Origin of the sequence: Niallia circulans NBRC 13626 (assembly GCF_001591585.1) — a bacterium.
Lineage (GTDB): Bacteria > Bacillota > Bacilli > Bacillales > Cytobacillaceae > Niallia > Niallia circulans.
Genome location: NZ_BCVE01000003.1, coordinates 47,431 through 70,303, shown reverse-complemented (window position 1 = coordinate 70,303; position 22,873 = coordinate 47,431). Strand labels below are relative to the sequence as shown.

Annotated in this window: 27 protein-coding genes and 1 pseudogene; 16 read left to right on the top strand and 12 right to left on the bottom strand. The window is 36.3% G+C overall.

The genetic code is table 11. The features are described 5' to 3' along the window. The first annotated feature begins 373 nt into the window (after positions 1–373). Entirely contained in the window at positions 374–1,228 is an 855-nt protein-coding gene (locus tag BCI01S_RS04675) for a Cof-type HAD-IIB family hydrolase (RefSeq protein ID WP_061796917.1), read from the top strand. Between the two features lie 53 nt (positions 1,229–1,281). On the opposite strand, the gene BCI01S_RS04670 is transcribed toward BCI01S_RS04675, so the two are convergent. The 3 genes and pseudogenes from BCI01S_RS04670 to BCI01S_RS04660 all read right to left on the bottom strand — a co-directional run bounded on the left by BCI01S_RS04670 (position 1,282) and on the right by BCI01S_RS04660 (position 3,747). Next, positions 1,282–1,932 (bottom strand): TetR/AcrR family transcriptional regulator, encoded by a 651-nt coding sequence (locus BCI01S_RS04670; RefSeq protein ID WP_047940811.1) that lies wholly within the window; start codon positions 1,930–1,932, stop codon positions 1,282–1,284. A gap of 68 nt (positions 1,933–2,000) precedes the next feature. Further along, a pseudogene (locus BCI01S_RS04665) lies at positions 2,001–3,023 on the bottom strand (ABC transporter permease). Then, positions 3,013–3,747, bottom strand: coding sequence for an ABC transporter ATP-binding protein (locus BCI01S_RS04660; protein ID WP_061796915.1), 735 nt, complete (start codon positions 3,745–3,747; stop codon positions 3,013–3,015). Before BCI01S_RS04660 ends, BCI01S_RS04665 begins: the two are co-directional and overlap by 11 nt. A gap of 185 nt (positions 3,748–3,932) precedes the next feature. Here BCI01S_RS04660 and BCI01S_RS04655 point away from each other — a divergent pair, with 185 nt between their 5' ends. Both BCI01S_RS04655 and BCI01S_RS04650 read left to right on the top strand, forming a co-directional pair. Beyond that, positions 3,933–4,382, top strand: coding sequence for an SRPBCC family protein (locus BCI01S_RS04655; protein ID WP_061796913.1), 450 nt, complete (start codon positions 3,933–3,935; stop codon positions 4,380–4,382). Between the two features lie 250 nt (positions 4,383–4,632). Further along, the gene (locus BCI01S_RS04650) at positions 4,633–5,583 is read left to right on the top strand and encodes an alpha/beta hydrolase (protein ID WP_061796911.1); all 951 of its coding nucleotides are present in this window, start codon (positions 4,633–4,635) and stop codon (positions 5,581–5,583) included. Positions 5,584–5,884: 301 nt separating this feature from the next. On the opposite strand, the gene bshB2 is transcribed toward BCI01S_RS04650, so the two are convergent. The 3 genes from bshB2 to pdxK form a co-directional block, all read right to left on the bottom strand. Continuing rightward, the gene (gene bshB2 / locus BCI01S_RS04645; RefSeq protein ID WP_047940805.1) at positions 5,885–6,550 is read right to left on the bottom strand and encodes a bacillithiol biosynthesis deacetylase BshB2; all 666 of its coding nucleotides are present in this window, start codon (positions 6,548–6,550) and stop codon (positions 5,885–5,887) included. Positions 6,551–6,598: 48 nt separating this feature from the next. Beyond that, positions 6,599–6,946 (bottom strand): YojF family protein, encoded by a 348-nt coding sequence (locus BCI01S_RS04640; protein WP_047940804.1) that lies wholly within the window; start codon positions 6,944–6,946, stop codon positions 6,599–6,601. A 107-nt stretch (positions 6,947–7,053) separates the two neighbouring features. Continuing rightward, on the bottom strand, positions 7,054–7,875 hold the full coding sequence (gene pdxK / locus BCI01S_RS04635) for a pyridoxine/pyridoxal/pyridoxamine kinase (RefSeq protein WP_047940803.1): 822 nt from the start codon (positions 7,873–7,875) through the stop codon (positions 7,054–7,056). 289 nt (positions 7,876–8,164) lie between these two features. Here pdxK and BCI01S_RS04630 point away from each other — a divergent pair, with 289 nt between their 5' ends. From BCI01S_RS04630 to BCI01S_RS04620, 3 genes are read left to right on the top strand one after another with little or no spacing between them, the layout of a single operon-like run. Continuing rightward, positions 8,165–8,626: a molybdenum cofactor biosynthesis protein MoaE gene (locus BCI01S_RS04630; RefSeq protein WP_061796909.1), complete on the top strand. Its 462-nt coding sequence runs from the start codon at positions 8,165–8,167 to the stop codon at positions 8,624–8,626. Beyond that, positions 8,623–8,856, top strand: coding sequence for a molybdopterin converting factor subunit 1 (moaD, locus tag BCI01S_RS04625; protein ID WP_047940801.1), 234 nt, complete (start codon positions 8,623–8,625; stop codon positions 8,854–8,856). Before BCI01S_RS04630 ends, moaD begins: the two co-directional genes overlap by 4 nt. Before the next feature lie 17 nt (positions 8,857–8,873). After that, positions 8,874–9,896, top strand: a complete 1,023-nt coding sequence (locus tag BCI01S_RS04620) for a MoeB/ThiF family adenylyltransferase (RefSeq protein ID WP_061796908.1) — start codon at positions 8,874–8,876, stop codon at positions 9,894–9,896. Positions 9,897–9,930: 34 nt separating this feature from the next. Here the strand turns inward: BCI01S_RS04620 and BCI01S_RS04615 are convergent, their stop codons facing one another. Continuing rightward, positions 9,931–10,254 (bottom strand): YflT domain-containing protein, encoded by a 324-nt coding sequence (locus BCI01S_RS04615; RefSeq protein WP_047940799.1) that lies wholly within the window; start codon positions 10,252–10,254, stop codon positions 9,931–9,933. Positions 10,255–10,450: 196 nt separating this feature from the next. Here BCI01S_RS04615 and BCI01S_RS04610 point away from each other — a divergent pair, with 196 nt between their 5' ends. From BCI01S_RS04610 to BCI01S_RS04590, 5 genes are all read left to right on the top strand, one after another. Beyond that, positions 10,451–11,200, top strand: a complete 750-nt coding sequence (locus BCI01S_RS04610) for a DUF4230 domain-containing protein (RefSeq protein WP_061796906.1) — start codon at positions 10,451–10,453, stop codon at positions 11,198–11,200. A 13-nt stretch (positions 11,201–11,213) separates the two neighbouring features. Beyond that, entirely contained in the window at positions 11,214–11,882 is a 669-nt protein-coding gene (locus tag BCI01S_RS04605; protein WP_061796904.1) for a uracil-DNA glycosylase, read from the top strand. 107 nt (positions 11,883–11,989) lie between these two features. After that, the gene (locus tag BCI01S_RS04600; RefSeq protein ID WP_031540148.1) at positions 11,990–12,169 is read left to right on the top strand and encodes a hypothetical protein; all 180 of its coding nucleotides are present in this window, start codon (positions 11,990–11,992) and stop codon (positions 12,167–12,169) included. Then, entirely contained in the window at positions 12,166–12,456 is a 291-nt protein-coding gene (locus BCI01S_RS04595; RefSeq protein WP_047940796.1) for a YwdI family protein, read from the top strand. The genes BCI01S_RS04600 and BCI01S_RS04595 overlap by 4 nt, the downstream gene beginning before the upstream one ends. Positions 12,457–12,563: 107 nt before the next feature. Further along, positions 12,564–12,935: a DUF423 domain-containing protein gene (locus tag BCI01S_RS04590; RefSeq protein WP_047940795.1), complete on the top strand. Its 372-nt coding sequence runs from the start codon at positions 12,564–12,566 to the stop codon at positions 12,933–12,935. Between the two features lie 150 nt (positions 12,936–13,085). On the opposite strand, the gene gerQ is transcribed toward BCI01S_RS04590, so the two are convergent. Both gerQ and hemQ read right to left on the bottom strand, forming a co-directional pair. Then, positions 13,086–13,547, bottom strand: a complete 462-nt coding sequence (gene gerQ, locus BCI01S_RS04585; RefSeq protein ID WP_082138241.1) for a spore coat protein GerQ — start codon at positions 13,545–13,547, stop codon at positions 13,086–13,088. Positions 13,548–13,816: 269 nt separating this feature from the next. After that, entirely contained in the window at positions 13,817–14,569 is a 753-nt protein-coding gene (gene hemQ, locus BCI01S_RS04580) for a hydrogen peroxide-dependent heme synthase (RefSeq protein WP_047940794.1), read from the bottom strand. 348 nt (positions 14,570–14,917) lie between these two features. Here hemQ and pta point away from each other — a divergent pair, with 348 nt between their 5' ends. Beyond that, entirely contained in the window at positions 14,918–15,895 is a 978-nt protein-coding gene (pta, locus tag BCI01S_RS04575; protein WP_047940793.1) for a phosphate acetyltransferase, read from the top strand. Positions 15,896–16,243: 348 nt separating this feature from the next. After that, positions 16,244–17,089 (top strand): octanoyl-[GcvH]:protein N-octanoyltransferase, encoded by an 846-nt coding sequence (gene lipL, locus BCI01S_RS04570; protein ID WP_061796902.1) that lies wholly within the window; start codon positions 16,244–16,246, stop codon positions 17,087–17,089. 472 nt (positions 17,090–17,561) lie between these two features. Here lipL and BCI01S_RS04565 read toward each other — a convergent pair whose 3' ends face one another. Both BCI01S_RS04565 and BCI01S_RS04560 read right to left on the bottom strand, forming a co-directional pair. Continuing rightward, positions 17,562–18,383, bottom strand: coding sequence for an RsfA family transcriptional regulator (locus BCI01S_RS04565; protein WP_061796900.1), 822 nt, complete (start codon positions 18,381–18,383; stop codon positions 17,562–17,564). Between the two features lie 205 nt (positions 18,384–18,588). Then, positions 18,589–19,923 (bottom strand): MFS transporter, encoded by a 1,335-nt coding sequence (locus tag BCI01S_RS04560; protein ID WP_061796898.1) that lies wholly within the window; start codon positions 19,921–19,923, stop codon positions 18,589–18,591. 278 nt (positions 19,924–20,201) lie between these two features. On the opposite strand from BCI01S_RS04560, the gene BCI01S_RS04555 reads away from it, so the two are divergent. The 3 genes from BCI01S_RS04555 to BCI01S_RS04545 all read left to right on the top strand — a co-directional run bounded on the left by BCI01S_RS04555 (position 20,202) and on the right by BCI01S_RS04545 (position 22,506). After that, complete coding sequence (locus tag BCI01S_RS04555) at positions 20,202–20,426, top strand: YuzB family protein (RefSeq protein WP_047940789.1); 225 nt, start codon at positions 20,202–20,204, stop codon at positions 20,424–20,426. A 230-nt stretch (positions 20,427–20,656) separates the two neighbouring features. Beyond that, on the top strand, positions 20,657–21,958 hold the full coding sequence (locus BCI01S_RS04550; RefSeq protein ID WP_047940788.1) for an HD domain-containing protein: 1,302 nt from the start codon (positions 20,657–20,659) through the stop codon (positions 21,956–21,958). Positions 21,959–21,999: 41 nt separating this feature from the next. Then, positions 22,000–22,506 carry a YwgA family protein gene (locus BCI01S_RS04545; RefSeq protein ID WP_047940787.1) on the top strand — a complete coding sequence of 169 codons (507 nt, stop codon included), beginning with the start codon at positions 22,000–22,002 and terminating at the stop codon, positions 22,504–22,506. A 58-nt stretch (positions 22,507–22,564) separates the two neighbouring features. On the opposite strand, the gene thmT is transcribed toward BCI01S_RS04545, so the two are convergent. Continuing rightward, the gene (thmT, locus tag BCI01S_RS04540; RefSeq protein WP_061796896.1) at positions 22,565–22,750 is read right to left on the bottom strand and encodes a 2-hydroxymuconate tautomerase; all 186 of its coding nucleotides are present in this window, start codon (positions 22,748–22,750) and stop codon (positions 22,565–22,567) included. Positions 22,751–22,873: the final 123 nt, after the last annotated feature.

The window sequence follows — 22,873 nt, the reverse complement described above, 5'->3', positions numbered from 1 at the left end:
GAAATTTCGTCAGTTTGCGGTAAAGTTCACTCATTGTTTGAAAAATGTTCACATATCCGTTCACAGAAAAGACAAAATAGAAGATGGTTTAGAAAGAAGGCAGAGAAGGGAAAGAGGACAGCGAAGATAGTTCATTATGGGTTGGTGAAGGTATTAGATAGAAGAGTCGCAAGTAAAAGTCAAAATCCGCAAGTAAGGGCATTCCTATTTCTAACCGGTGTGCCTGCTTATAAAGCAAACAGATAAAATAATTTACAAAAAGACAAGCATCTCTTAAAGTTCTCTTCCTTTTGCTGCTTGTTCTTTCATGTTATGATGATAAAGGAATTAGAAAATTATTGATGAAGCTGAATAAATTATTGAGGGTGTTTAGATGATTAAATGCATAGCAATTGATATGGATGGGACGTTATTAACATCCACACAAGAAATCACGAAAGAAAATCGAGAAGCAATTAAAGAAGCACAAGATAAAGGAGTAGAGGTAGTAATCGCTACTGGACGTGCTTATGAAGAAGCAGGAGACCTTTTAAAAGAGGCAGGGGTTATTACACCGATGATTTGTGCAAATGGAGCAGAAATTAGGACGAATGAGCATATCATCGTCGATACAAATCCATTAAGTAAAGATCTAGCCAGACAAATGGCTGAAATTTTACATAAATATCAAGTATATTATGAAGTCTATACTAATAGAGGAACGTATACACTTGATAAAACAGTAGCACGATCACTGATTATGGATATTTTTACTGTAAGTGGCCATGCGAAGGATATGGAAGAGATTAAAAAAGCGGCCGAGGAAAGACTGAAGGAAATTCATCAATTAGATAGTTATGAAGAATTATTTCAAGATGACGACCAGGTTATTTATAAATTATTAGCATTCCATTTTGATCCGATCGTTTTAGGTAATGTTAGAGAGGAGTTGACTAAACTGGAAGGAGCAGCAATTAGTGCTTCCGGTAAGGAGAACTTAGAAATTACTTCTATTCATGCTCAAAAAGGGATTGCGCTTGAGAAATTTGTGAAGGATCGCAACATTTCTCTTTCTGACACGATGGCAATTGGAGATAATTATAATGATGTTTCCATGTTTCAAATGGCTGGCAGAGCAGTTGCGATGGGGAATGCGGTGGAAGATATTCAACGTCAATGCCACTTTGTGACAGGAACAAATGAAGAAAGTGGAGTGGCTCAAGCAATTAGAAAAGCATTAGAGGAATAAGATGGTCAAAAAAGGTAGATGAACGCGAATAAGTTCATCTACCTTTTTTATTATTATTCCCGAGGTTTTAATCCATAAAGAATAAACTGGATGGTTCGTTCAATTTCTTCATCATCATCCCACTTTATATCAGGAAGAAGGAGGTAACGAGCGATAAAATAACCAAAAATTGATGATACTGTTAGGCGAACGGAGCTAAAAGGAGGAATAGAAATAATCTCTCCTTTTTCTTTATAATTTCCCATAATTTCTTGAAGGCGTTTAAAAATGTTCATAGAGATTTGATTTTTAAATGTCTCTCGTAGATCATCATGAAAAGGGATTTCTTGTATTAAAATTTTAAATAACGCAATATTGTGTTGTAAAAACTCCATTCTGTTTTTTACTACAGCTCGAAGGAAATCTTCAAAGCTATCATGAGAAGCATTTAATACTTTATCAAAATCCTTTATGACTCGTGGTGCAATCAACGTACTTAACAACGGAGAGAGAAGGGTTAATAGTAAATCCTTTTTGGTTTTGTAGTGTCGAAAGATAGTACCTTCTGCAACGCCTGCCATTCTAGCAATTTCACTAGTAGAGGTTGCGGCATAGCCCTTTTCGGAAAATGCTTCAATGGCTGCCATCAGTATTTTTTTCTGTTTATCTGTTATTGACTGTTCTTCTTTTAAAATTAACTCTAATATATTGTCACTATTGTTCATTTATAGGAAACTCCTTATCCATCCAATCTAATTTAATTATAAAGGATTATGGAGAAAAATATAATATCTTAGATACTGCGATATTTTTTCAATACAAAGATATTAATAATCATAAAGATGATGGAATAGCCTAAAAGGATACTAAGAGGTTCTATTATATCCTTGAAACCGTGACCACGAATCATTACCTCACATAAGGCATCTGCTGCGTAATATAACGGAGTCAAGTAAGAAATCCAGCTAATTACCGGAGAAATTGTATCTAAGTTAAAAAGCCCAGAGAAGAAAACTTGTGGGACAATGACAATTGGGATAAATTGAAACATTTGCAATTCATTATGGGCAAAAGAAGATAAGAGTATGCCTAATGTAAGGGCTACTAATGCTAATAATAGCGTAATGAATAATACATATAAAATAGAACCATAATTTTCCATTTTGAGAACATAGACAGAATAAACGACAATAATGACCGATTGCACCATTGTAAATAATCCAAAACCGATAATATAAGCAAGAACTAGCTCCCATCTTCTAATAGGACTAGAAAGTAATCGCTCCAACGTTCCTGAAGTTCTTTCCCTTAAAAAAGATACGCCAGCTACTAGAAAAACAAAAAAGAAGGCAAAAATTCCAAGTAAACTAGGCCCAAATGAATCAAATTGTTTCATATCAATAGAACCGTAAAGTAAATCTACATCCAGTACTGCTTTATGAGAAGAAAGATTTTGTATGGCACCTTGTGCTTTTGTAATCGTTGCTTTGGTAATAGAAGGGTCACTTCCTTCTAACATTAATTTTGTTTGGTTGTTTTCACCAAGAAAATAAGCATCAATTTTTCTATCTTTTAATGCAGCTTTTGCCGCAGCCTCGCTATTGTAGATAGATGTTTTCAATTCTTCTTTTTCAAAGGCCGTGCCTATGGAGTCAGGTGTGTCAATTAATCCTATTTTTATTTCATAGTCATCGCCATTAAAAACTAGATGGACTAATGTTTAAATGAGAATAGGAGCTAATATCATTAGCGCTAGTGTTCTTTTATCACGATAAAATTGTTTTAATATGCGTAATACTAAGGCGTTAATTCTCATTTGCTAAACCTCCATAATATAAGAATGCTTCCTCCATTGTTTGGGCATTGCAGCGGTTCATCAAGTTTTTCGGTGTATCAAGAGCAATAAGTTGACCGTTTCTTATCATTCCAAGACGATCACATTTTTCTGCTTCATCCATTACATGAGTAGTTACAATGATGGATGTTCCATTATCTTTAAGCTGGTTAAAAGTCTGCCAAATTGCTTTTCGGAGAATAGGATCAATCCCAACTGTAGGTTCATCTAAAATTAGCAGCTTTGGAGTGTTTAAAAGAGCAATACAGATAGATAGCCTTCTCTTCATTCCTCCAGAATACTGGGATACTGGCTTGGAAAGATGATCTGATAATTCTACTAAATTAGCAACACTATCTATTCTAGATTTTTTCTCTGTTCCTTTTAATCCATACAAGCTAGCGAAAAAATCGAGATTTTCCTTAGCTGTTAAATCTTGATATAATGCATCTGCCTGTGCCATGTAACCGATTTTCCCCATTATAGTTAGATTTGGCATTTCCACATCTAATACAGAAATAGAACCACTATCAGGTAAATCTAATCCAATAATTTCTTTCACAAGTGATGTCTTTCCAGCTCCGGACGGACCAAGTAATCCTAAGATTTCTCCGGGATAAACACTTAAGTCAATTTGGGTTAAAATTTGTTTCTCTCCAAATGCTTTGGAAATATTCTTAACAGAAACAATGGATGGTGTCCCCATATTAAAAACCACCTTTCGAATAAATGAGTGATTACTCACTTTTATCTTATGAAAAAAGTTACACTTTGTAAAGTGAGTAATCACTCATTTTTATAGTTCGCTAGAAATCAATTATTCAATTTGCTATTTATTCGCTATAATAGAAATGAAAAACCTAAAAAGATAGATTCTATTGAGGTGGAAAAATGGCAGATTTTAATGCGAGTGTTATTATTTGTGAGCCCATTGAAGAAGTTTTTGCTTATTTTGCGGACATGGCAAATGCTTCAGAATATATGAATAAAGTGGTATCAACAGAAAAGTTGACAAATGAGCCGATTGGAGTTGGCACAAAATATAAAGAGATAAGAAATGTTCGTGGAAATACAGTACCTGCAGAAATAGAATATCTCACTTTTGATAAAAATATAGGATTTTTGCGTAGAAGTAGTTCAAATGGATTAATAGTTGATTATGCTTATCGCTTTTCGGAGATTCCTGAAGGCACCCAAGTAGAGTTTGAAGGCACTGTACATGTTAAGGGACTAAAAATGCTGCTTATGCGAAAGTTTCTTGTCAAAATGGTGAAATCTGAAGATAATGATCATGTGCAGAATGCGAAAGAAGTATTAGAAGAAAGAGTAGAAAATTTATAAAATATATCTTTTTGATGAAATGCTGAGGAAAAAGACTTTTCCTCAGCATTTTTAATAAAAAATAAATTGACTTTGAATGGGAAAGTTGGTATTGTAAAATTAAATTGTGCGAAATTTAATTTACGAGCAGCAGATAAAACTAACTACTTGTACTCCTTATGTAAAGGAACAGAAAACATAGGAGTAAAAAATTTTAATTCAATAAGTTGTGCGCAATTAAATTTTAAGAAATCAAAAGGGGTAATTTGCTATGAATAACAAAAATCACATTGTATTAGAAGAAGCGGCTAAAAAATTTACAGAAGACACAGCTAATCCACCATATTTATTTGATTTGGAGCCAGCAGAAGGTAGAGTAGCAGTAGATGAAGTACAATCTAGTGAGATAGATAAATTACCAGTGGAGGAAAATGAATTTTTTATTAAAGGTGGACCGGCCAATCAAGTATCAATTAAAATTGTTCGTCCAGAGAACAGCTCTACAACTAAATTGCCAGTGATTTTATATACACATGGTGCAGGATGGGTATTCGGTAATGCACATACACATGATCGCTTAATTCGTGAATTAGCAGTAGGTTCCAACGCTGCCGTTGTATTCACCAATTATAGCCTTTCTCCAGAAGCAAGATATCCGGTTGCGATTGAAGAAATATATACGGTGCTAGAATGGATTGCAGCAAAAGGAGAAGAGTATGCCTTTGATATTAATAAAATTTCTGTAGCAGGTGACAGTGTGGGCGGAAATATGTCCGCAGCGATCACATTAATGGCGAAAGAACGCAAAGGCCCTGCTATTCAAAAACAGCTACTATTTTACCCTGTTACAGACGCATCCTTTGAAACAGATTCTTATAACCAATTTGCAGAAGGGTACTTTTTAAGAAGAGATGGCATGAAATGGTTCTGGGATCAATATACTATTGATCCAAAAGAAAGAGCAGAAATTACAGCATCTCCTTTAAGAGCAACAAAAGATCAATTAGTTGGGCTGCCAGAAGCTTTAATCATTACGGCTGAGGCAGATGTGCTAAGAGATGAAGGAGAAGCTTATGCGAATAAACTTCGTGAAGCGGGAGTAAAGGTAACCTCTGCTCGTTTTGGTGGAATCATTCATGATTTTGTTATGCTAAATGCATTGGCGCATACTGAGGCAGCAAAAGGAGCGCTTTTACTTGCAAATGCTTGGCTGAAAGCTTAATTTAGGCGATTATTCTTTAATAAAAACATACAGGGACAAAACAAAATAGATAATGGGAATAGATGAACAATTTCTAATATAGCGATTTAATAACGATTGCTTTCACCATTTTGGGTATTTATGTAAATAAAAGCCCGAGAGGCGAAAGCAATTTGTTCTATTACTCTACAGACAAACAAGGTACTGGGGAAAAAGAAGAGGGCTATGGCATCTCTATTTCTCGCATAAACAGGTGTTTACCACAAACCTTTTTATAATCGCAAGACGTATGTCTCAATCTTTTTCCCTGTTTTTTCCAAAATTAAAATTTATATGTCCAGTATTTTTCCGTATACAATCGAGCTAAAACTTCTGGGTCCTGATTCTTTATTCCTTCTTGCAGGACTGCTACATATTGTTGTGTTTGAGAAAGGTGGGCTGCGATTGTTTTGATTTTCTGTTCTGCAAAATTTTCCACATCAATTTCAATATCGGGCTGTCCAAGGTCTTCCTCTGTGTTCTTGGAAAATGCTACACAGTAAAGTTTTGGTCGTTTAGAAGCTTCTCTCTTTTCGATGGCCTTTACAACAGCAGCTCCTGTAGCATCGTGGTCCGGATGCACAGAATAACCTGGATAAAAAGTAATCACTAAAGAAGGATTTAATTCATCTAGTAATGCTGTAAACTCATCGACTAATACTTCCTCTTTTAGGAATTCGATTGTTTTATCACGATAGCCGAGCATACGGAGATCTTCTAGACCCATTGCTCTAGCTGCTTCCTTTAATTCATTTCTGCGAATTTCTGGTAAGGATTCTCTTGTTGCAAATGGTGGATTTCCTAAGTTTCTTCCCATTTGTCCAAGGGTTAAGCAAGCGTAAGTAACTGGAACCCCTTCGTGTAAAAATTTTGAAATGGTTCCAGATACACCAAATGCCTCATCATCGGGATGAGGAAAAATAACTAATACTTGTTTTTCTGTTTCCATCTGAGTTCCTCCTTTCATGTAATGAAAAAAGCATGTTCCATTAATTGTTTATTCAAATGGTGTTTCGCTTATTTCTAAGGCTACTGCTAATTTTCCGGTAAAGTCTAAGCCTGCCAATAACAATCTATTTTTATCGTCAATTTCATAGTGGGTGATACCTTCAGCATAAATCCAGCCTATTGCTGTTTTTAAGCCAATTCGATAGGGGCCGTTTCCCGTAATTTTGCCATATTCATAGGCTAGCTGGGCATTGCGGATATAGGCGCCTGAATTGAAGAAGGTTTCATCATTATGGTTGGCATAAGCGCCATTTGTTGTTTCTAAGTGAATATAGATTTTCTTTCCACTAAAACGATCGATTTCGTTTTGCACTTTTTCCATTTGTACAAATTCCACAGAATATCCCTCCTTGCTAATAGTTTATTTAAATAATAAAAAATGGTAAGGGCATACTCTCCTTTTATAATGGCATGGTAAAAGGAGAATATATTGAACTGCTGTTTTTATTTCGCACTAAGCTTTTCTTTTTCGTTACGATATGCTCCATGCATAGTTGGTCCTACATACTCGTTTAATTTAAATCCATTGCTGATAGCTGCTGTAATAAAATCTTTTGCTGTTTGAACAGCTTCTTCTACGGTAGCACCTTTAGCTAGTTCAGCTGTAATAGCAGCAGAGTTTGTGCAGCCTGCCCCATGAGTATACGTTGTATCTATTAGTTCGCTCTCAAAGATAGTAAATTCTTTTCCATCGTATAGAAGATCAATTGCTTTTTCATGTCCTAACTTACTGCCGCCTTTGATGAGAACATATTTAGGTCCAAGTTCGTGAATTTTTGCGGCCGCTTCTTTTAAATCTTCTACTGTTTTAATTGGTTTATCAGTTTGGGCAAGCTGCCAAGCTTCAAAAAGGTTTGGTGTTACCACAGTTGCTCTTGGAACAAGCAATTCACGTAGGGCATCAGCTGTTTCTGGATGAAGAACTTCATCTTCGCCCTTACAAATCATGACAGGATCAATCACAACATTTTTGATATTATTTTCATCAATTAGCTTTGCCGCTGCTTCAATGATTTCGACAGATCCAAGCATTCCTGTTTTCATAGCATCAATTCCCACAGATAACACGGTTTCTAATTGCGCGTTAACTGTATTAATATCCTGGGGAAATACGTTATGGTGCCAATGATTTTTAGGGTCCATTGTTACAATCGTTGTTAAAGCAGTCATACCATAAACACCTAATTCTTGGAATGTCTTTAAATCTGCTTGAATACCTGCACCGCCGCTTGTGTCAGAGCCTGCTAAAGTTAATACTTTCTTCATTTGTTATGCCTCCTATGTAATGGCTATTATTTCAGCGAAAAGTAATTTTGTTTGATTGAATAATTGTAGACCATTTTAATTAATCATACAACTTTTCCGCACCCTTTGCTTAGTCTGCTTTACAAGATGATTTTGCATACCAACGATAAAAAATATGGAAAAGAGCGAAGAGTAGTAAGAGAATTCTGTCTTTGTTTATGGTAACCTTTAAATATAATCTTTACGTTTGAAAGAAAAATGAAAAATCGATATGGAAAAAAGATGAGAGTAGATCGAGAAAGGAATTTATATGAAATTTGAAATAACGGACCGTCCAATTAATTTGCAAGAAGTTATTGATAAGGTTGTAAGAAGAAACGCGGGTGCGATTACTACTTTTATTGGTACGGTAAGGGAAATGACTGCCGGAAAAAAAACATTGTTTTTAACATATGAGGCATATGTGCCAATGGCTGCGAAAAAACTTGCGCAAATAGGGGAAGAGGTAAAGGAGAAGTGGGGAGACATTGATATTGCGATTACCCATCGAATCGGCAAGCTGGAAATCAGTGATGTAGCAGTAGTGATAGCAGTTTCGACTCCACATCGAAAGGATGCCTATACGGCAAATCAATATGCGATAGAAAGAATAAAAGAAATCGTGCCAATTTGGAAGAGGGAACATTGGGAATCTGGTGAAGAGTGGATTGGGAACCAGAATGGTACGAAAAGGTATGAAGATGGCAGACCAAGTGAGGAGGAATTAAATTGATCCAATTACTATTCTTTGCTGGAGTAAAAGAAACGATAGGAAAAGAGGCAATGGAATTGGAATGGCAAGGGCAGACGATTGCACAGGTTAAGGAATATTTATTAAGTGCCTTCCCTTCGCTGTCTCTTCAAGGAGTAATGGTTGCGGTAAACGAGGAATTTGCAATGGATGAAGATACAGTGGAAGAAAACGATACAATTGCCTTTATTCCACCTGTTAGCGGGGGATGAGGAAGGAGTAGGTACAAATGGATCAAAGCAGATATTCACGCCAAGTTTTGTTTTCCCCCATTGGAGCAGAAGGGCAGAGAATAATTGGCAGGAAGCATGTGTTAATTATTGGTGCAGGTGCATTAGGGTCTTCTGTTGCAGAGATGTTATGCAGAAGCGGTATCGGAAGCTTAACCATTATAGATAGAGATTATGTCGAAAAAAGCAACCTTCAGCGGCAGCAGCTATATACAGAAAAGGATGCTGACGAGAAAATACCAAAAGCATTTGCGGCCGAAAATAGACTAAAGGAAATTAATCGAGGCTGCACAGTGAAAGGGATAATTGGTGAGGCAACCGCAGCGTTATTAGATCAGTTAGTTGAGAATATCGACTTAATAATAGATGCTGCGGATAATATGGAAATAAGAATGATAGTAAATGATATGGCTGTTAAGCATGGAATTCCCTGGATTTACGGGGCCTGTGTCGGGAGTTCCGGGATGAGCTACACGATAATACCAGGTGAGACACCCTGTCTTCATTGCTTATTGAAAACGATGCCCATGACTGGTTTAACTTGTGATACAGTAGGAATTATTGCACCAGCTGTACAGGTGGTCGTTTCTCATCAAGTAACAGAGGCGTTGAAGCTTTTAAGGGGAGATAAAGCTGCATTGCGTGGATCCTTTTTAACGTTTGATTTATGGAATAATGAATATCACAATGTGAAAGTGAGCCGTGCAAAGAGAAGTGATTGTCCTACATGTGGAGAAAAACGGTCATATCCTTTTCTTGAAAGGGAGAATCAGACAAAGGTAGCTGTTTTATGTGGAAGAGAAACGGTTCAAATTCGTCCATCTAGTCCAAAAAATATTCCTTTTCAACGATTAACAGAAAGCTTGCAAAAGAAAGGATATAAAGTGCGACAAAATCCGTTTCTCCTATCTGTTCAGCTAGAAAGAAACAGAGTAGTCTTTTTTAAAGATGGAAGAGCATTAATCCATGAAACAAATGATGTTGTCTATGCAAAGAAGCTATATGACCAATTATTAGGATAAAAAAATCCCGCATAAAAGAAGGCGGGATTTCTCTTTATTCTTGTGACCCAACAATTACTAATTTACCTGTATCTAATACTTCCTCGTATTTAGCTGCTTCTGCATCTGTTAAGCCTACTGATTGTAATTTAGAACGCAATTCGTCGCCTCTTTTTCGGAAAACGTTGCTGATAGAATCAAGTAAACCTTGCTCCTTCATTGATACATTTCCAGTTTCCGTTGCATTTGTTAAATCCTCAGAACGGTCTTTATCGTGAGCAAAAATGTAAATATTCTCTTTTTTGTAGCCTTGGTTTTCTAATGCATTAATAATATTGGTTGCTTGTACACCGTTTTCTACTACTTCTACTTTATACATAATGATAGCCTCCTATAATAGTGGAATTTATCTATGTTTTTTATATAGCCTCTTAAAATAGTAATCAAACAATTTTTTAGTTGGTAATTTTTTCATCGCCTGCCATTTGGGAAATACTACATAGACAAATATCCCCACAATCGACAAATTTCCCTATATAATAGAAGGAGACAATAATAGGATCAGGAGGAGTTAAATGGTAAGTAAAAAAGAAAAAGAACGAATCAGCCGGGAGTTAGATGCGGGGAAAAGGGAACAGGCAAGTACAGCATTGGAGTTAAATAGCAGAAGGGGAATTCGCTTTCCTTCTTTTGGTTTATATAGACTAATGAATCGGTTAAATAAAAAAATCATGCTTTTTTTTAGTGTGTTAATCGTGATTTTGATAGTCGGAATAGTAGGGTTATGGAAAGTTGCCTTTCCGCAAGAGTCCGTTCTAAAAACAACGGCTTATTTAGAACAGATGAAAGATTTATCCACTTTAGCTACCTCTCAAGCTTTTATAAAAACAATTCTAGAAAAAGAGGATAATGAAATTTTTGGTAAGGAAATTGAGACGGATTTTCCTGGCACAAAAAGAAAAATATTGTTAGTTGTACCAGGGACACTAACAGCTGGAGTAGACTTATCGATAGTTACGGACGAACAATTACAAGTAGATGAGGATGAGAAAAGCATCCATATTGAGTTACCAAAGGCAGATTTTCTTCAGGATCCTTCCATTGATTTTGAAAAAGTAGAAACATATTCTGTTTCAGGCATTTTTAGAGGAGATGTAAAGTGGGAAGAAGCTTATAGTTTAATGGATGAAGCGAAGGAAACGATGAAGAAAGAGGCTGTAAATCAGGGGATTTTAGTGAAAGCAGAGGAAAATGCTCAAAAAACATTGAAGGAATTCTATGGAAGATTAGGCTATACACTTGAAGTAAGCTTTGCCGAAGAATAAAGGAGGAGATAGTATGGCTGCATCATGGGAGCAATTATTGGAACAGGAGCGTCAGAAGGAGTATTTTATCCAATTGGAAGCCTTCTTAGAAACAGAATACAGAGAATCTACTATTTATCCTAAAAGAGAAGATATTTTTAATAGTTTAACATATACTCCTTATGATAGAGTAAAGGTTGTTATTTTGGGACAGGACCCTTATCATGGTCCGAATCAAGCTCATGGCTTAAGCTTTTCCGTTATGCCAGGAGTAAAAGTTCCACCATCCTTAAAAAACATTTATAAAGAGCTTCATGCTGATCTTGGCTGTCCTATTCCGAACCATGGCTATTTAAAAAACTGGGCAGACCAAGGGGTGCTTCTATTAAATACAGTTTTAACAGTGAGAGCTGGACAAGCGAATTCTCATCGTGGGAAAGGATGGGAAGTATTTACAGACAAAGTAATAAAGATGTTGAATGACAGAGAAGAACCAGTTATTTTTGTGCTATGGGGAAATCCAGCCCAAAAAAAACTTGCTTTTATTGATCAAGACAAGCATGGCACCATTTTATCAACACATCCAAGTCCACTTTCCGCTCACCGCGGCTTTCTAGGAAGCAGACCATTTTCTACTATAAATAGGATGCTTGAAAATAATGGGCAGTCCCCGATCAATTGGTGTATAGATGATTTTTTGTGAAAAGAAGAATATAATAAAGGAAATACGTATGAGGGGTCATTTCTATTAGATAATAGAAGTATCTACTCATTATGTATTTCCTTCTAAGGGATTAGAAAGGGTAGGGAATGGAAAAGAATAAGGTTAATTGTTATAAATGCAAATTCTACTATGTTACATGGGATAGTCAGTTTCCTAAAGGGTGTAAGGCATTCCAATTTAAAGGCAGAACGATGCCATCTGTTGAAGTAAAAAGAGCTTCTGGACAAGAATGCCTGCGATTCCAGGCAAAAGGAGGGATGAAGTGAATATATCAATCCAGCAATTATTAGCTAAAATAGAGGATCAGCTGACAGAAGCAAAAACAAGCAATTCTGACGCGAGAATAAGAGAAAGAGTTTATGCAATTAAATCCTTATGTGAATTGGTTTTAGAACAGGAAAGAAAAGAAGGCGTTACTTATCAGCAGCCTGTTCAGCAACCATCCTTCCAAGCTGTTCAAGCACCAATAAGCATTCCACAACAACCCATACAGACACAAACAAATAAAATTAAAATGGACGAAGGAAATGGTGATTCCTTATTTGATTTTTAAGTACATTTGTTTTACGCACATGAATAGCAACTAAGGAAAAGGATTAAGGAATATCATAACTTTTTACATAGATTAGTTAGCAAAAAGCCTTAAAAAAGGAGATAAAAATGAAAGTTTTCATTATTATTGGAGCAATTAATGCATTGCTATCCGTTGCTTTAGGAGCATTTGGCGCACATGGCTTAGAAGGGAAAATTACAAATAAATACCTTGAAATATGGAAAACAGGTGTTACCTATCAAATGTTTCATAGTACTGGTTTAATTCTAATCGGTTTACTCTTAGGTAAGTTTCCAGAAAGCAGTTTGTTAAACTGGGCAGGCTGGCTGATGCTAATTGGGATTATCCTATTCGCAGGAAGCCTATACATATTGGCTGTTACCCAAATAAAAGTATTAGGAGCTATTACACCACTTGGCGGAGTAGCGTTTATAGCAGCATGGCTCTTAGTGATTATTGCTGCGTGGAAATGGATGTAATAAGAGTATATTAAAAAAGGATAGGTGAGCAGATTATAAAATGTTCAACCTATTCTTTTTTGTTTTCATAAAAAGAGAAACATTATCAATCTTAATAAAGAACAAAAAAAGTACACCACTAAATGAGTGATGCACGGGAAGGCTTTTTGGTTATCTAGGCGGGGATGTTGCTAACCCTGGCATGCCAGCGGCAAAAGGATATTCATACTCTATTTCTTCATCAAATGTAACATAATCGATATAGAGCATTAGAATTAAATAGCGAGTTCCAGATTGTGGGTCACTTAAGATAACATGATCTCGCCCTGCTGCTTCAATAATTCCCTTAAAGATTTTGGCGTTCCATTCTCTGTTGTTTTCGAATGTTGCATAGACAGTAGCAATTTTCCCTTTGTTAAGGCGTAAAATATTCTCGATATAAGATGCTTCTATTGGCAATTGTCCTGGTAATGTAGTAGGTGTTGCAGGTGGCGTAGGTGCAGGTGTGGGCATTCCTTGTTGTATTGGTACTTGTTGTTGAAACCCTTGCTGATTTCCATAGGTAGGAATTTGCCCAGGAAAACTCCTATATCCTTGTGGATAACCATAGTTCCCATAATTTGACTGACTCATTTTCATCCCTCCATTATCTTCTATCCAATCTTCACTACATACTTCCACCATTCGAAGTTGACCACAATTTTAGAAATAAGAAGTAGACGGTGAATGTTGTTTCATTCATAGGTCATCGCTCACTATTTCATCCTATGAGAAAAAGGAATAAGTTATGACAAGGAGAGTTGAATTTATATTTAAATTAATGAGAAAAATTAATAAAAAAATGGAGAAGTTCCCAATCATCTATCATCTAGATTCATTAGGAAATTTTCTCCATCTTTATGTTAGTTTACATGTAAATATTCGGTGATTGCTTCTTGTTTTAGAAGGGTTCCTACAAAGAAAGAACCAAATTCGCCATAACGAGCGCTTACTTCATCAAAACGCATTTCATATACTAACTTTTTGAATTGAAGAACATCATCAGAGAATAAGGTTACTCCCCATTCATAGTCATCGAAACCAACAGATCCTGTTATAATTTGTTTTACTTTCCCTGCATATTGGCGGCCAATCATGCCATGGCTGTGCATTAGGCTTCTACGATCTTCCATAGGAAGCATATACCAGTTATCTTCTCCTTGACGACGTTTATCCATCGGATAGAAGCACACATAGCTGGATTCCGGCAGGATCGGGTATAGTCTAGACTTTACATATGGATTTTCATAAGGATCTTTATCGGAATCGGAAGGCAGGTAATTACTTAATTCTACAACAGAAACATAGGAATGAGCTGGGATCGTAAACTCAGCTAATTTAGTTTTATTAAACTCTGTTTCTAATTTCTGTAATTCTTCCATAGTTGGACGGAGAATCATCATCATGAAGTCTGCTTTTTGCCCAACAATTGTATATAACGCATGGCTGCCGCTATTATTTTCTTGAACAGTATTCCATTTTTCCAATAGACCTAGGAATTCAGTGATGGCTTCTTGTCTTTCCTCGCTAGGTAACATTTTCCATGTAGTCCAATCTACTGTTCGGAAATCATGAAGGCAATACCAGCCATCTAATGTTTTTGCTGCTTCACTCATTTATATGTTCACTCCTTATTAATAACGTTAATACGATTTTAACTATATCATAGTTTCTCCAGATTTTAGTGGAATAACCCTTAGGATAATTGTGAACTTATTGTGACTTCCGGAAAAAGGAAGTTTCAGTTTGGGCAAAAGAGTATAAGGAAGATAAATATAGGGAAATATCAGATTGTATAAATAGAACTATAACTAATGTTTTTTGTCTTCATCTTCTTTTGATTGGTAGATGAGTGAATCTTGCTTTATATGGGATGAAAATAGAAGAAAGTAAGGAAAATTTCTTGAAATTTTATGATGGTAGAGTATCCTATTAAGTGTACATAAAAAGGAGGAAGAAAATTAATGAGTGATTTATTTACAGGTTTAAAGGAAAAAGTAACGGGCCAAAACGTAAAAATCGTTTTCCCAGAAGCTTTAGATGAGCGAATTTTAAAAGCTGCTGGTCGTTTAGCGGAAGATAAAGTGTTAATTCCTGTTTTAATTGGTGACATAGAAGAAATTCAAGCAAAAGCAGACAATCTTGGTGTTTCATTAGAAAATGCAGAAATTTATGATCCAAAGAAGTATGCTCAATTTGATGCACTAGTTGCTTCTTTTGTGGAAAGACGTAAAGGAAAAGTAACGGAAGAAGATGCTCGTAAAATTCTTTTAGATGAAAACTATTTTGGAACAATGCTTGTATATGCTAACGAAGCAAATGGTCTAGTAAGTGGTGCGATTCACTCAACAGCAGATACTGTTCGTCCAGCTTTACAAATCATTAAAACAAAACAAGGTGTGAAAAAGACATCTGGTGTATTTATCATGGTTCGTGAAGAGGAGAAATATGTATTTGCAGACTGTGCAATCAATATTACTCCAGACAGCCAAGATCTTGCAGAAATCGCTGTGGAAAGTGCGAAAACAGCAAGAATGTTTGACATTGATCCACGTGTTGCAATGTTAAGCTTCTCTACAAAAGGCTCTGCAAAATCACCAGAAACGGAAAAAGTAGAAGGTGCATTAGCAGAAGCTAAATTAAGAGATCCGTTATTAGTAATCGACGGTGAATTCCAATTTGATGCTGCATTTGTTCCATCTGTAGCAAAACAAAAAGCTCCAGATTCTCCTATTCAAGGTGATGCAAACGTATTTGTATTCCCTAGCCTAGAAGCTGGTAACATTGGCTATAAAATTGCACAAAGACTAGGGAACTTTGAAGCAGTGGGACCAATCCTTCAAGGATTAAATGCTCCTGTAAACGATCTTTCTCGTGGATGTAACGAAGAAGATGTTTATAAATTAGCTTTAATTACAGCTGGTCAAAGCTTAACAAAATAAATTTAAAAGCAGGCGTCTCCTTAGAATGGGAGGCGTCTTTTTTGTTTATGTTATCTATCTTCATCTTACTCCCACATGTACAAGAAGCTTAATGAAAATTCTAAGTTATACAAAGTATGGATAGTCGCTGTCACTGATTAAGTGGTTTTTCTATTTAGGAGATTGGAGCGAATGAACAAAGCAGATTTAAGTTTATCCCTAAGTAAGGATACGAAAAATATATCAAAAAAGAGAAGATTGCTTTTGAAATAGCTCTAAATTCGCTATAATAAATCATTGTGATGAATAAAGAGGGCTAAATCTTTTTAAAATAGAATAGATGGTTGGTAAAACAGAAGGAGCTAAGTGATGGTTGGCAGTACTAGTTTATTAAAACAAGAAAAATGGAGAATTATTGATCAGTCCACAACAGGTTTACATGTATCCGCGCTCACATCTTTTGGTATGGATGATACCTTATGTTCTTCCGTGGGAAGCGGGATGGCACCAGCCACGGCCAGAACATGGGTCCATGATCGGACAATTGTATTAGGAATTCAAGATACGAGATTACCACATTTGAAAGAGGCATTAACTTTTTTAAAGGAGCAGGGATACCACTATATTGTTCGTAATTCAGGTGGTCTAGCTGTTGTATTAGATAAGGATGTGTTAAATATATCGCTTATTCTCCCAGAGCAGGAGAAACGAATTGATATTAACAGTGGCTATGATACTATGTTCGAATTGATTAAATATATGTTCCGTGATTATGGAAAAACAATTGAAGCAAAAGAGATTGTTGGTTCGTATTGTCCGGGCAGCTATGACTTAAGTATTGATGGAAAAAAATTCGCTGGAATTTCCCAGAGACGCTTAAGAAGCGGAGTTGCTGTGCAAATTTATCTTTGCGTAAATGGAAGTGGACAGGATAGAGCAGGGATTATCAAACAATTTTATTCTTATGGTCTACAAGGAGAGACGACAAAGTTTGAGTATCCTGAAATAAACCCTGAAGTAATGGCATCCTTAGCAGAATTGTTAGGAGTTTCTTTAACGGTTGATCAAGTTATGACCAAATTGTTACTCGCTTTAAAGGATCATGCAGAATTTTTATTTGCAGATCAATTACAAGGAGAAGAACTTTCGCTATTTGAATCTTATTATGATCGGGTCGTGGAAAGAAACGATAAAATCATGCAGCCATTTCGCTAAAACCAAAAAGAGGATAAGGAAGGGGACTTCAAGTAGAGAAAATCCCTTTTCTTATCCTCTATTTATAATCGAGAAATGTGCTGCCAACTATTAATACTCTCTCTTTTTAATAAATGTGGACCGCTGTAGTAGCTTTGGGTGATGGGCTAGCCTTTCCCTACGATAAGTCAACATCAGATCGCTGTCGCTCACTGTGTTTCCTATATCTCAGGAAATGCTGCTCCACCCCACACGCCGCTAAACAGTCCCTTTCCGCTTTAACATAATCCAGCTCCAGCGCCTATCAGCTAGCAAACTTCAGTCTTCTCCCTACGATAAGTCAACATCGACTCACTAGCGTTCGCCGTGTATCCTTTATCTCAGTCGAAGCCCTTCGACGTATAGGATGTACTAGTGTCGACGTCGCCACAGGACGTGGCGATCTTAGTCGACCAGTTTGTACGCTGATAAGCAAGGCGCCTCCGCTTTTTAGTTACTCTGCGACTTTTTCGAGGTTTCCGTTTCGGTCCATTTTAAATTTGGTTGGGCGCTCGTCTTCTTCTAGTAGGACGAGTTTTCGGGCTCTGTTCATAATTTTCATCAGTGTCTCGTAATCTTCTTGCATTGTTTCTGAGTTGTTTTCGATTTGATGGAGCTTGTCTTCTAATTCCTTGTTTCGACTTTTAATGGAAGACATTTCTCTTTTTAATCTTTCATTCTCGCTTTTTAGGATTTCCAACTGGATGGTAGCATTTCGGAAATTTTGTAAGTAGGAAAGAACCATGTCGAAATTTAGTGTGCCAGCTTGGCTATGCTTTACAGATGAATAGGCAGGTGCTTGTTTCGCTTCATATGCTGGTAATGGCTGTGCGTCTTCTTCTGATTGATAGTTTGCAAGCTCTTCTTCTTGTGGACTAGTAACATTTGTTTCTAATGTTTCAGTTGTAATGAATGTTTCCAACGCATCCAAATCCATAGAACCGATTTCTAAATTAGTGGATACGGTAAGTGCTTCAAAATCATCCACTGTTGGCACTGGTGGTGAATATAATAGTTTTTTCTTGCCGCCTTGATCCTTTCCTAACATCCGTTGTCGTTGCTTTCGTTGTTTTTTTGCAAGCTGAAGTGCTTTTTCATATTGATGGCGAACGACTGCGTTCCAGCGGAATCCACAGGCTGCCGAAGTTCTGTTTAGTTTATCCCCAACTTCTTCAAAGGCATTTAACTGTGTGCTCCCTTCTCGCACATGTCTTAAAACTGTTTCTGCTAATAATAGGTCATTTTCTTCTGACCATGCGTCTTGTCTAACTTTCATTGATAACTCAACTCCCAACTTAATCACGATAAATAAATATTTCTAGTCACATCTTTTCCAGAAACTTGGATGTTTATACAAAAGAAATACAAGGATAGTAGATTTTTTTATAGAATAGAAAAAAGGGAAATTAGCGGATAAAGAGGATGAAAAAAACAGCCGGCGATAAACCGACTGTTTTTAAGATAGATAAGGTGGGAAATCTCTATACGTTTTTTTCGCTTAAAGTTCCTTCGTTTCGAATGAAGAATGCTGAAAGAAAAGCAAATATGCTAACAATAAATCCAAATAGGAAGAGATGGTGAATGCCATCCATAAAGGTTGCGCCACTATTTAGCAAAGATCCCATAATCGTTACGCCAATAGCTGTTCCCATGTTTCGGCAAAACATAAAGAAAGAGGTGGATATACCCTTTTCATGGTTTCCAACTAGTGCCTGGGCACCAATCACACCTACTGTACTTAGTAAGCCGAATGCAAGGCCTTGTACGACCATAAGAATAAATACGTACCAGAAGCCATTTGATTCATTTAATAATACTAATAATATTCCTGAAAGCAGCAATAGTGCATTTCCAATAATTAATAGAATGCGATAGCCATATTTTAATATCCATTTCCCTGCAGGAACAGACATGGCCATCCATCCAACCGATAGGCCAAGGAGAGAAACGCCACTCCATAATACAGACAGCCCTGCCTGATTTTGTAGGAATAATGGAATATAGCTCGATGTTCCAAATAAGGCCAATGTTCCAACAAATCCATTAATAAACATCCAAGTGATCGTCTTATTTTTGAAAATGGATAACGGAACAATAGGAGATGCTTGTCTTTTCTCAAAGAAATAAAAGCTAATTAACAGAAGGACACCTACTATAGCATAAAGATAAAGGTAGTTTTCAAGCACTGTAACTAGTAATAAACAAGTTATTCCGATTCCAAATAGCATTGCTCCGATGTAATCCACCTGTGCCTTTTTCGCCTGATAGACTTCTTTATATGGAATTAAAGTTAGTAGTGCAATAATGCATACTGGTAAATTGATATAAAAAATCCATCTCCAACTCATAAATTCTACAAAGAGAGAACCAAGAGTAGGGGCTAATATGGCGGATAGAGCCCACATGCCAGTAAACAATGCTTGGATTTTCCCTCGCTTTTCAATAGAAAAAAGATCCCCGGCAATGATAGCAGGAAATGGCATCATGAATCCGGCTCCCATCCCTTGCAATGCTCTAAAAATAACTAATTGAGTCATAGTGGATGAGATTCCGCATAGCAGAGAACCAATTAAAAAGACAATAATTCCAAAAGCAAACAGTTTTTTTCGTCCGAATAGATCGGAAAGTCTTCCAGCAATTGGTGATAGAATTGTGCTTGCTATCATATAAGCAGCAAAAGACCAAGCGTACAATTCCGTACCGCCAAGTTCTTCTGCAATAATTGGCATAGTTGTATTCATAATAGTCGTATCAATAGAGGCAATAAGCATTGCAAGAACAATGCTGCACATTACTAATATTCTACTTTTGTTCATTGTATAACCTCCCTATATTCAAGAGAAAATTATAACGCATATTGATTAATTAATATAGAGAAGCAAGCTAGTTTACAAAAAATATAATGATAGTAGTAAGGGAATGATACTGTAGGGCCAGTGGATTTTCTCCACAAATTCGTCACTATTTTACAATCTTTTGCATCTTGCATTGCTAGTGGAGAAGGGGTAAAATACCATATAGTAATAAGTGAGAATGTTGTCGAATGAATTTTCGATAACGTTATTGGAGAGCAAGTATAGAAAGGGTTGTCCAAATGGCAAACGAATTTCGTGTTTGCGACGATTGTCAGGCAGTGAATTTAAAAACGTTAATACCTCGTTTAAAGCAAATTGATCCAGATGCTAAAATTGATATAGGCTGTCAATCCTATTGTGGGCCTGGTCGTAAAAAAACATTTGCTTTTGTCAATAATCGTCCACTAGCCGCATTAACAGAAGAAGAGTTAATGGATAAAGTCAATGCGAAGCTGAAAAAGTAATGGAAAGCTGTCAATACTTTAATTTTTTGTGTAAAACAACAATGAAAAAGAACAGAGCCTTAGTAAAACAGAGGAGTTTCCACTGGATAGTTATTTTATGGAGAAAGCCATGATTTTTCCCTTTTAAAATGCCTACAACGGAACCCTCTTTTTCTATCTTTAGAATATGGAATAACTCTAATTACTAGAATGAATAAAAAATAGCCAATGAACGAAAGAGAGTGAGAAAGATGCCATATTCGACGGATAAGCTAAATGAAGAGAAAGTATTTAAAGATCCTGTCCATCGCTACATTCATGTTCGCGACAGAGTGATATGGGACTTGATTGGAACAAAAGAATTTCAGCGACTGAGAAGAATTAAACAGCTGGGCACGACCTATCTTACCTTTCATGGTGCAGAACATAGCAGGTTTAATCACTCTCTAGGAGTATATGAAATTGTTAGAAGAATCATTGATGATGTTTTTGAAGGCCGAGAAGAATGGAACAATGACCAAAGGTTGCTTTCTTTATGTGCCGCTCTACTACATGATTTAGGTCATGGCCCTTTTTCTCATTCTTTTGAAAAAGTGTTTGATCTTGATCATGAAGAATTTACACGCAGAATTATCTTAGGAAAAACAGAAGTCAATAAGGTTTTGACAAAAGTAGAGAAGGACTTTCCTAAAAAGGTTGCAGAAATAATTGCTAAAACCTCCAAGGAAAAACTAGTAGTTAGTTTAATTTCCAGTCAGATAGATGCAGACCGAATGGATTATCTGCTAAGAGATGCATATTTTACAGGGGTTAGCTACGGGAATTTCGATATGGAACGAATTTTGCGTGTAATGCGCCCGCGTGAAGATCAGGCTGTTATTAAAAAAAGCGGAATGCACGCGGTGGAAGACTATATTATGAGCCGTTATCAAATGTACTGGCAGGTCTATTTCCATCCAGTGACAAGAAGTGCGGAAGTAATTCTTACGAAAATTCTACATAGAGCGAAATATTTACACGAGCAATTCTACTCTTTTAAATATCACCCTATTCATTTTTACTCAATTTTTGAAGACGAAACATCGTTAGAAGACTACTTAAAATTGGATGAGGCTATTATTCTCTATTATTTTCAGATGTGGCAAGAAGAAGATGATGCCGTTTTGAAGGATCTCTGCCGCAGGTTTATGAACCGAAATCTTTTTAAATACGTGGAGTTTGATCCAGCTAAAGAGTATAAAAAGCTTCAAGAATTATCTGGTTTATTCCATAAAGTAGGGTTGGATCCGGAGTATTATTTAGTTGTCGATTCTTCGTCAGATCTTCCCTATGATTTTTATCGACCTGGAGAAGAGGAAGAGCGATTACCGATTCATCTATTGATGAAAAACGGAGAAATTAGAGAGCTTTCCAGAGAATCAGAAATTGTTGATAGTATTTCTGGAAAAAGAAGAACCGATCACAAGTTATATTTTCCTAAGGATATTTTAAAGGATGACAGTTCCAAAGGGGAAATAAAAAAACAAATTCGTCAATTGTTGGATATTCAATAGATGTATGTCTTAGGATTAAATGGAGTAGGAGATGACCCAATTTGTTAAAAGATCATGCCAAAGTAATGAAAGCAATTGCTGCTTCGGGCGAAATTATTGGAAGAAAAAAGCTGCAAAAAATGATATATATCGCAAAAAAGCTCGATTTTCCATTTCATGAAAAATATCAGTTTCATTTTTTCGGTCCCTATTCAGAAGAATTAACCTTGCGAATAGAAGAATTATGCAATATGGGTTTTTTGAATGAAGTAAAAGAGAAAAAGGGAGGATATTTCCAATATCGATATACTTTAACCGATAATGGAAAGGAATTTTTGGATCTTAATGAGGTGGAAATGCCTGATTTGTCTCCTTGTCTAGAAGATATGAATGGCCAGAATTCTCGCTTCCTCGAGCTTGTGTCAACCGTTCTTTTCTTTGATAGCCTTCCAAAGGAAGAAGTGAAGGAAAAAGTATTCACATTAAAGGCCAAGCAAAAATATACGGAAGAAGAAATAGAGATTGCATATGCGTATATTGAAAGCCTAAGAGAGAAAAGAAATCATTAAAAAAAGGTCCTGCCATGCAACGATTTGAATTGCTGGACGGGACCTTTTTGAACTCTTTTTACTGATCGCTTAGGCGTTTGCCTGCAACAGCATAATGGTTTGTAGGCATTTCTTCAATAAAGACCACTACTTTTTCCTTTGGTGCGCCTGTTGTCTCCACAACTGCTTCTGTTACTTTCTCTACTAAATTTCTCTTTTGATCCTCAGTTCTACCTTCTAACATTTTTACAGTTACATATGGCATTTGTTCAAATCCTCCTTAGTTTTGATTGTAGTTTTTCATATTTCTTGGAAAAGTGCAAGTTTCTAATCAGCGTATATGCATTTAAATAGAGTCTTATGAAGAGGCAACAAAAGAAAATTTTCC